A 9124-nucleotide genomic window follows, 5' to 3' on the forward strand; every position below is an offset into this window, starting at 1 on the left:
TCAGCTGTCGTCTTCGTCGTTCTTGGGCTTGTTCTTCTCACGCTCGGTGCGTTCGATCTCGGCGATCGGGTCGATGCCTTCCAGCGTCGACTCGCCGTCGCCGAGACGTTCGGAGAAGTCGAGCGGCTCGTCGAGGTCCTCGGCGGTCGGCATGAGGTCGGGGTGGGACCAGAGGCCGTCCCGCTTCTCGATGCCGTGCTGGTCGCCGACGAGCTTCCACAGCGAGGAAGCCGCCCGCATTCGCCTGGGCCGGAGCTCGAGGCCAACCAAGGTGGCGAAGGTCTGCTCCGCCGGGCCGCCGGTGGCCCGGCGGCGGCGCAGCGTCTCCCGGAGCGCGTCCGCGCCCGGAAGGCGGTCGCCGATCGCCTCGGCGACCACGACGTCGACCCAGCCTTCGACCAGCGCGAGCAGGGTCTCCAGGCGGTTCAGCGCCGCCTTCTGCTCGGGCGAGGTCTGGGGCTCGAGCAGGCCGGAGGACATGGCTTCTTCGATGCTGGCCGGGTTCGACGGGTCGATCTGGCCCGCGAGCTGTTCCAGCGCCGACGTGTCGACGGAGATACCGCTCGCGAACTCCTCGACGGTGGCCAGCAGTCGCTGCCGCAGCCAGGGAACGTGCGCGAACAGCCGCTGGTGGGCGGCCTCGCGCGCGGCGATGAAGACCAGCACCTCGCTGGTCGGCAGCTCCAGGCCCTCGGTGAACTTCTCGATGTTCGCCGGCAGCAGCGCGGAGGTGGCCGCAGGGCCGAGCGGGAGACCGACTTCGGTGGAGGTGAGCACTTCGGAAGCCAACTGAGCCAGGGCGTTACCGAGCTGGGAGCCGAAGGCCATTCCGCCCATCTGCCCCATCATCGAGAGGAGCGGGCCGGCGGCCTGCTTGGCCTCCTCGGGCAGGGCCTGGACCCACGCGCCCGAAACTTGCTGGGCGACGGGGTCGCAGAGGCGCTGCCAAGTGGGCAGGGTCTTCTCGACCCAGGTGCGCGCGGACCATGCGACGGTCGACGTTGCTCCGGCGGGCAGGATCGTCGCGGCGTCGAGCCACAGCTCTGCCAGATGGGCGGCATCACGGACGGCCGTGCTCGAATCGCCGCCGCTGGATGACGAAAAGCCGAGCTTGACGTCGCTGTCGTCACCGCTGCTGAGGTTCTGCAACGCGATCTGTTTCGCCAGGTCGTAATTGACCGGTCCGGTCGAGCTGCCGGCCTGGCTGAGCATCTGGCCCAGCTGGCTGAGCATCTGACCGAGCTGATTGAAGGCCTCGGCGCCGGAGGGCTGGCCGCCGGAGTCCGACGGCTCGTTCTCGCCTCGTTTGTCGGGATCGGGCGGTCCGAAGCCGAACGGGGGTTTGCTCATGGCACCACCGTACGCGGGTCATGCGACCCAGAGCTCGTCAAGTGGAGTGATGAGCGTGGCCTTCACCGAGAAGCGAACACAGTCACCGTACGCTGTCACGCGTGACAGAGCCCTCGGAGCAGACCACAGCAGCGCGGAGCCGTGCGGGCTCCGCGAGTGACCAGGACCGCTCCGAGCGGCGACTGACCCGGCGCGGTTGGACGCTGCTGGTCAGCGGGGCGTTGTTCGTCGCCTTCGCGCTGGTCGGGTTCTTCATCCCGGTGCCGTACGTGGCGATCAGCCCCGGGCCGACCTACGACACGCTCGGCAAGGACGCCGCCGGACAGCCCGTGATCCAGGTCAACGGGCACGAGATCTTCCAGACCTCCGGCGAGCTGCGGATGACGACCGTCTCCCTGCGTGATGGCGGCATCACGTTGTTCAACGCGCTCGGGCTCTGGGCGAGTGGCCGGTACGCGCTGGCGCCGCGCGAGGAGTATTTCAAGCCGGGCGAAACCAACGAGCAGGTCCGCCAGGAGAACATCCAGCAGCTGCAGGACTCGCAGACCGCTGCTCAGGTCGCCGCGTTGCGCCGCAAGTCCCCGGTGAAGGTGCTCGCGAAGACGATCGTCTCCGGCAGCCCGGCAGACAAGGTGCTCGCTCCGGGGGACCGGCTCCTGGTGGTCAACGGGCAGACGGTCAAGGAAGCGACCGACGTGCGTGCCGCGCTGAACGGGACGAAGCCTGGGCAGACCGTCCAGATCACTTTCAAATCCGATGGGCAAGCCGAACGCACCGTGCCGCTCACACTCGCGCAGCGGCCCGACGGCCCGGAAGGCTTCATGGGCCTGACGGCAGTGGACCGCGCCGATGTCCCCTTCGACGTGAAGATCTCGCTGCAGGACGTCGGTGGCCCGTCGGCGGGCCTGATGTTCGCGCTCGCGATCGTCGACAAGATGGAGCCCGGCGACCTCGCCGGCGGCAGGCATATCGCCGGGACGGGCGAGATCTCGGAGAAGGGCGTCGTCGGTGCCATCGGCGGCATCTCGTTCAAGGTGGTCGGCGCCCGCGAGGCCGGCGCCACTGACTTCCTCGTGCCCGCGCACAACTGCGCCGAGGCGAAGACCGCCGCGCCCGACGGCCTGAACTTGATCAAGGTGGGCACGCTGGACGAGGCGATCGCGCAGCTCGAGAACCTCAAGGCGGGACGGCCCACCGCTTCCTGCTGACCGCCGGGGGAGCAAGGGACCTTTGCTATCGCCTCGCGGGTCCGGCCGAAGAGAGCAAGGGACCTTTGGTATCGCACGGCTCGCGTCTTGAGGCCGGCGATACCAAAGGTCCCTTGCTCTCTTTTCGCAGGTCAGGGCAGAAAAGTCGCCTTCAGGGCTTCGAGCAGGTTGGGAGCCAACTCCGGGTTCTCGATGATCTCGTCGACAGGGACATCGCCGGGCTCTTCGGACTGCCCGGCACCGCGAAGCCGCATGACGCACGCTCCGGCGCCATCCCGCAGGACAGCGGCGACGAGCCGGGCTTCGGTACGGCGCGGGTGGTCGGCGGCCGCTTGACGAAGGCGTTCGGCATCGGTCTCGGGGACGACCGGAAGCTCGGCTTCGGCGTCCGGCGGCAGCACGATGATCTCCTGCGCGAGCGCGCATCCCAGCACCAGATCGGGCCACGCGATCTGCGCCAGCGCTTCACCGAGGTCACCCTCCGGCAGCGCCTCCTGGGCGACCGGCGTCAGCGGGGCCGACGTGTCGAGCTGACCGGCCAGTTCGGGCTGTTCGTCCAGCAGTGCCGCGGTGGGGACCAGCGCGAACAACTGCGGCGGCTGATCCCATCCTCCGGAGGCGACGAACTCCTCGACTTCGCGGGCCAGGCCGGCCACGCCCTGCTGCTCACTCGATGCCATTGGCACATCGTTCCAGGCGGCCGGAGCGGCGGCCTTCCGAGTCCGGTTTGGGCGGGTTCCGGGAACTTCCGACGGCATCCGTAGAGTTAGAGCATCAGGGGCCGCACGCGGTACGCGCGCCCCAGCGAAAAGTTCACCAAACCAGGAGCGTGTGCAGTGGCCACTCGGCCCCCCGTGAGCCTGCCGAAGCTGTCCCGGCGCAGCCGGATACTGCTCATCATCGCCGCCGTAGTCATTCTGGCCCTCCTGCTGGGCGCGAGACTGCTGGACACCTACGTCGACTGGTTGTGGTTCGGCGAGGTCGGTGCCCGGACGGTGTTCAGCACGGTGTTGATCACCCGTGTCGTCTTGTTCTTCGCCGTAGGGCTCTTGGTGGGAGGTGCGCTCGCGGTCAGTTTGATGATCGCGTACCGGTCCAGGCCCGTCTTCGTGCCGATTTCCGGCAACGACGACCCGCTCGCGCGCTACCGGTCGGCGATCGTCGGCCGGATCCGGCTGTTCGGCATCGGTATCCCGGTGCTCACCGGGCTCATCGCCGGCGCGTCCGCGCAGAGCGACTGGCAGGTCGTGCAGCTGTTCCTGAACGGCACGCCGTTCGGCCAGACCGACCCCGAATTCGGCAACGACGTCGGCTTCTACGCCTTCGACCTGCCGTTCTACAACTGGCTCCTGGGCTGGCTGTTCATCTCGGTCGTCATCGCGTTCTTCGGCGCGCTGATCTCGCACTACATCTTCGGCGGCATCCGGCTCGCGGGTAAGGGCGGCCAGCTCGCCGGCCCGACCCGCGCCCAGCTCGCCATCACCATCGGCATCTTCGTACTGCTGAAGGCTGTCGAGTACTTCTTCGACCGCTACAACCTGCTGCTCTCGGACCGGGGAGCGCCGCTGTTCGTCGGTGCGACCTATACCGACCTGAACGCGGTCCTGCCCGCGAAGCTGATCCTTCTGTGCATCTCGGTGATCTGCGCCGTCGCGTTCTTCGCCGGTGCGTTCCTGCGCAACCTGCAGCTGCCCGCGATCGCGCTGGTGCTGCTGATCCTGTCGAACGTGCTCGTCGGCGTCGCGTGGCCCGCGGTGCTCGACCAGTTCTCGGTGCGTCCCAACGCGAACGAGAAGGAATCCGCGTCGATCCAGCGCAACATGGACGCGACCCGTCAGGCGTTCGGCCTGACCAACGTCGAGTACAAGGACTACACCGGCAAGTCCGAGGCGACCTCCGCGGAGATCAAGGCGGACAAGGGGACCGTCCCGAACATCCGGCTGCTCGACCCGAACGTCCTCAGCGACACCTTCACCCAGCGCGTCGGCCGTGAGAACTTCTACGGGTTCCCGTCCAAGCTGGACATCGACCGCTACACCCTCAACGGTGTCACGCAGGACTACATCGTCGCCGCCAAGGAGATCAAGACCGAAGGTCTCACCGGCAACCAGACGAACTGGATCAACAAGCACCTCGTCTACACGCACGGAAACGGCTTCGTCGCCGCGCCGGCCAACACGATCGACCGTGCGCTGAAGGACGCCAACTCCGACGGCGGCTACCCGATCGCCACCACCAGCGACACCCAGAACCCGGCAGGCGCCGGCTCGACCGACCCGAACAAGCCGGGCATCAAGGTGGAAGAACCTCGGATCTACTACGGCGAGCTCGCGACCGATGCCGCGTACGCGATCGTCGGCGGCAAGGCGGGGCAGGCGCCCGGCGAGTACGACACCGCCGTCGACCGCGCCTACATCTACAAGGGCTCCGGCGGCGTGCCGATCGACAACTGGTTCAACCGGCTGGTCTTCGCCGCCGAGTACGGAGAGCGGAACATTCTCTTCTCCGACGCCATCGGCGACGGATCCAAGATCATGTTCAACCGCGAACCGCGGGAGCGGGTCGCCAAGATCGCCCCGTGGCTGACCCTCGACGGTGACCCGTATCCGGCGGTCGTCGACGGCAAGATCAAGTGGATCGTCGACGGCTACACGACGATGAACAACTTCCCGTACGCCCAGCAGACCCAGCTCGGCCAGGCGACCAACGACTCGCTCAGCGGCACCACGCGCCAGGCGAACTCCTCGATCAACTACATCCGCAACTCGGTCAAGGCCACCGTCGACGCGTTCGACGGCACCGTGAGCCTGTACGGCGTCGAGGACAACGAACCGGTGCTCAACGCCTGGAAGAAGGTCTTCCCGGGCCTGGTCAAGCCGAGCAGCGAGATCTCTCCGGATCTGCGGTCGCACTTCCGCTATCCCGAAGACCTCTTCAAGGTGCAGCGGGAACTCCTCTCGAAGTACCACGTGAACAACCCCGCGGAGTTCTACGCGCAGCAGGCCTTCTGGAGCGTTCCGCAGGACCCGACGCAGGAAGGCGGCGTGAACGCGTCGGCCTCCGGGATCGCCAACCAGCCCGGCTACTACGTCCTGGCGACCGCGCCGGGCGACACCAAGTCGCGGTTCCAGCTCACCAGTTCGCTGACCGGTCTCCAAAGGCAGTACCTGGCGGCGTGGATGTCGGTGTCTTCGGATCCCGAAGACTACGGGCGAATGCGGGTCCTGAGACTGCCGACAGGGGCGAGTGGTTCCACCCAAGTCGACGGGCCGGTCCAGGTCCAGAACAGATTCCAAAGTGACCCGCGGGTCGCGCAGGACCGGACACTGTTCAACAACCCGAACGTCACCGTCACCTACGGAAACCTGATCACGCTGCCCGTCGCCAACGGTTTCCTCTACGTGGAACCGGTCTACATCCGGCAACGGAACCAGCTGAGCTATCCGCAGCTGGCCCGTGTCCTGGTCTCCTACGGCACCAAGATCGGTTTCGCGCCGACACTGAACGAAGCGCTCGACCAGGTCTTCGGCGCGGGCACCGGCTCCGGGGTCAAACCGCCACAGAGCGGTGAAACGCCGGGACCCACGGCTCCGCCGCCGGGCACGACGACACCGCAGCCGCCCGCCGGCGGCAACCCGGCGCTCGACAAGGCCGCGGGCGACATGCACGACGCCTGGGTCAAGTTCCGCGCCGCCCAGCAATCCGGCAACTACGCCGACCAGGGTGCCGCCCTGGCCGCCCTCGAAGCAGCTTCCAAGGCTTACGAGTCGGCCAAGGCCAGCCCGCCGGCGACCAGTGCGCCGCCGACCTCCGGCCAGCCCGGAGGGTGACGTCGCTTACCTAAAGGGCACCTGCTTTGCGCCTGCTGGAAACACAGGCGTAAGGTAGGTGCTACGACGCGGGGTGGAGCAGCTCGGTAGCTCGCTGGGCTCATAACCCAGAGGTCGCAGGTTCAAATCCTGTCCCCGCTACAGAGGTTGGAGGCCCGTGTCTGCGGAAAACGCAGACACGGGCCTCTTTCGTATTTCACCCCGGGGGGTCGAACCCCCGGACCCCCGCCAGGAGGGCTCCGCCCCCTGGACCCCCGTGCGTTCGGTTGCGTGGGGTGCCCGAGGTAGCGGGGGACCTTTGCTATCGCTGAGGTAGCGGGGGACCTTTGGTGTCGCCGGGGGAGCGGGGGACCTTTGCTATCGCGTGGGGGCGGCGGCGACCCAGCAGGCGTAGCCGTCGGGGCGGTACAGGACGGCCTCGGTGGAGGGCCACGGCAGGTCGGTGACGAGCTGGACGGTCAGGCGCGGCGAGTGGGCCCGCGCGGCCTCGACGTGGGCCTGAGTGGTCGTCAGGAGCACGAAGTCGCCGGAGTGGAAGAGTGTGCTCGGGCGAAGCGGGCCGGCCTCGGTGGCGACGTCCTGGTCGTTGAGCCGCGAGCCGAGTGCCGGGTGTGACGTCCCGTGGGTCGGGTAGCGGATCCCGAGACCAGAGACCATGCCCGCCAGGTACCGGTTCACCTCGGGCAGCTTGGTCAGTTCAGCGAAGAAGTCCCGAAGCGCGCGAGACTCGTGAGACCGCGGAGTCAGCCCTAGCTGAGCGGCGACGTTGTGCAGTACCTGAGCGCCGACAGGGTGCCGTTCGGCTTCGTACGTGTCCAGCAGGTCGTCACCGGCCCAGCCGCGCACTGTCGCGGCGAGCTTCCAGCCCAGGTTCATGGCGTCCTGTACGCCGAGGTTCAGCCCCTGGCCGCCGGCCGGGAAGTGGATGTGCGCGGCATCCCCCGCCAGCAGCACCCGCCCGACGCGGTAGTGCTCCGCCTGCCGCGCGGCGTCGGAGAACTGTGACGCCCATCGGATTTCCGACACGGTCGCGGAGGCGCCGTACGAGTCGAGCAGTGCCTGCCTGACTTCGTCGTGGGAGATGGCGGACCGGATGTCCGCCGGCCGCGAGGCCCTGTCGCCGTACACGAAGCGGTAGAGACCGGTTTCTCCCAACGGAATCAGGCCTTTGAACGTGGTCGCACCGGTCGGCTGGCCGATGTTCCGCATCGTTCGCCACTGTTTTTGCGCACCGTCAGGGATTTTGTCGAACAGGACGTCCGCGACCACGCCGAAGCCTTCACCGTCCACGCCGGGGAAGCCGACGCCGAGTCCTTTGCGTACAACGCTTCGAGAGCCGTCGCAGCCGACGAGGAACTTCGCGTGCAGCCGGTTCTCGCCACTGTCTGTTCGGTACCGGACAGAAACAGAGTCCTTGTCCTGAACGAAATCGATTACTTCAGCGCCGCGGATCACCTTCGTTCCTTGTGTGGCCAGCCGTTCCTCCAGGTACTCCTCGACCTGGGCCTGCGGAATGCCCAGCTGGAAAGGGAATCGAGTGTCCCATCCGTCGTAGTCGACGGGGATCATCGCGAAATGTCCGTCCTGCACTGTCGCGTACGAACGCTCCTCGACGCCGTCCAGAAGTCCGCGCAGTGCCAGCATTTCCGCGGTGCGCGGTTGCACGTTCAGCGCCTTCGACAGTCCTGTGCGCTCGTGAAGCCGTTCCAGTACCACGACATCGACGCCGGCGAGCGCGAGTTCGTGGGCCAGCACCAGCCCGGTGGGGCCCGCTCCGGCCACGACCACGTCCGTCCCCAGGTTGTTCATACCACTCCTTAACGACGTTAAATTGACCTGTGCCCAGCGTGCCCTTAACATCGTTAAATTGTCAAGGCGCTACCGCTGGGAAGAAGGTTGAATGTGGGTCTGACCAGGCAGGACATCGTCCGCACCGGGCTCCGGCTGCTCAACGACGTCGGGCTCAACGGGCTGACGCTCCGCCTGATCGCGCAGGAACTCGGCGTCAAGGCGCCCGCGTTGTACTGGCACGTGAAGAACAAGCAGGAGCTGCTCGACGAGATGGCGACGCTGATGTACGCCGACGCGATGCCGGGCCGGGTGCCGGAAGGCTTGGGGGAGCGAGGCTCGCTCGAGCTGGCGTCACGGGGTTTACGCCGAATGATGCTTGCTTACCGTGACGGGGCGAAGGTCTTCTCCGGGACTTTCATCACCGACGACAGTCTTCTCGGTGACAATCCGTTTCAAGGACGCGTCGACGCGGGGCTCGAGCCGCACCTGGCCGGCCGGGCGTTGTTCACCGTCTACAGCTATGTCGTCGGTTTCACCATCGAAGAGCAGGCCGTCTATCCGATTCCGGGCGAACGCGACCCTCGTTACGACACCACGCCCACGGCGTGGGTCTTCGACGAGGACGTCGAGGGCAGGTTCAGCGACGGGCTGACCATGGTCCTCGACGGCGTCTTCGGCTGGCTGGATGACAAAGTCGCGCCATAAAGGCAGGTCAAGGACCCTTTGCCGAGTTAAGGGGTACCCCCCTGAAACCGGGTTTCGCCCCCATGTAATCTATTAACACAACGACGCGGGGTGGAGCAGCTCGGTAGCTCGCTGGGCTCATAACCCAGAGGTCGCAGGTTCAAATCCTGTCCCCGCTACAGAGAAAACGAAGCGGGGGGGGGGGGGAAACGCAGCAGCGCCCGTATTATTTTTGGGTTTAGGGGGCGGTGGCGCCCCCCG

6 protein-coding genes and 2 tRNA genes are annotated in these 9124 nt (G+C 66.9%); 5 read left to right on the forward strand and 3 right to left on the reverse strand.

Annotation, left to right across the window (positions count from 1 at the left end):
• Nucleotides 1-1350, reverse strand: a complete 1350-nt coding sequence (locus ACIHAO_RS17230; protein WP_396558850.1) for a zinc-dependent metalloprotease — start codon at nt 1348-1350, stop codon at nt 1-3.
• Between the two features lie 203 nt (nt 1351-1553).
• On the opposite strand from ACIHAO_RS17230, the gene ACIHAO_RS17235 reads away from it, so the two are divergent.
• Nucleotides 1554-2558: a PDZ domain-containing protein gene (locus ACIHAO_RS17235; RefSeq protein WP_396559259.1), complete on the forward strand. Its 1005-nt coding sequence runs from the start codon at nt 1554-1556 to the stop codon at nt 2556-2558.
• Nucleotides 2559-2689: 131 nt separating this feature from the next.
• Here ACIHAO_RS17235 and ACIHAO_RS17240 read toward each other — a convergent pair whose 3' ends face one another.
• On the reverse strand, nt 2690-3238 hold the full coding sequence (locus ACIHAO_RS17240; RefSeq protein WP_125789203.1) for a PPA1309 family protein: 549 nt from the start codon (nt 3236-3238) through the stop codon (nt 2690-2692).
• Between the two features lie 156 nt (nt 3239-3394).
• On the opposite strand from ACIHAO_RS17240, the gene ACIHAO_RS17245 reads away from it, so the two are divergent.
• On the forward strand, nt 3395-6388 hold the full coding sequence (locus ACIHAO_RS17245; RefSeq protein ID WP_396558852.1) for a UPF0182 family protein: 2994 nt from the start codon (nt 3395-3397) through the stop codon (nt 6386-6388).
• Nucleotides 6389-6455: 67 nt separating this feature from the next.
• A tRNA-Met gene (locus ACIHAO_RS17250) sits at nt 6456-6529 on the forward strand.
• Between the two features lie 216 nt (nt 6530-6745).
• On the opposite strand, the gene ACIHAO_RS17255 is transcribed toward ACIHAO_RS17250, so the two are convergent.
• A complete protein-coding gene (locus ACIHAO_RS17255) occupies nt 6746-8197 on the reverse strand; it encodes an FAD-dependent monooxygenase (RefSeq protein ID WP_396558854.1) in 1452 nt (483 codons plus the stop codon).
• A 93-nt stretch (nt 8198-8290) separates the two neighbouring features.
• On the opposite strand from ACIHAO_RS17255, the gene ACIHAO_RS17260 reads away from it, so the two are divergent.
• Both ACIHAO_RS17260 and ACIHAO_RS17265 read left to right on the forward strand, forming a co-directional pair.
• Complete coding sequence (locus ACIHAO_RS17260; protein ID WP_396558856.1) at nt 8291-8884, forward strand: TetR family transcriptional regulator; 594 nt, start codon at nt 8291-8293, stop codon at nt 8882-8884.
• Between the two features lie 84 nt (nt 8885-8968).
• A tRNA-Met gene (locus tag ACIHAO_RS17265) sits at nt 8969-9042 on the forward strand.
• The last annotated feature ends 82 nt before the right edge of the window (nt 9043-9124 follow it).

Origin of the sequence: Amycolatopsis sp. NPDC052450, from assembly GCF_044547565.1 — a bacterium.
Lineage (GTDB): Bacteria > Actinomycetota > Actinomycetes > Mycobacteriales > Pseudonocardiaceae > Amycolatopsis.

Bases quoted from the DNA above. Each gene is read 5' to 3' on its own strand.
- ACIHAO_RS17240 (WP_125789203.1), bottom strand. From the start codon at position 3,238: ATGGCATCGAGTGAGCAGCAGGGCGTGGCCGGCCTGGCCCGCGAAGTC.
- ACIHAO_RS17230 (WP_396558850.1), bottom strand. From the start codon at position 1,350: ATGAGCAAACCCCCGTTCGGCTTCGGACCGCCCGATCCCGACAAACGA.
- ACIHAO_RS17255 (WP_396558854.1), bottom strand. From the start codon at position 8,197: ATGAACAACCTGGGGACGGACGTGGTCGTGGCCGGAGCGGGCCCCACC.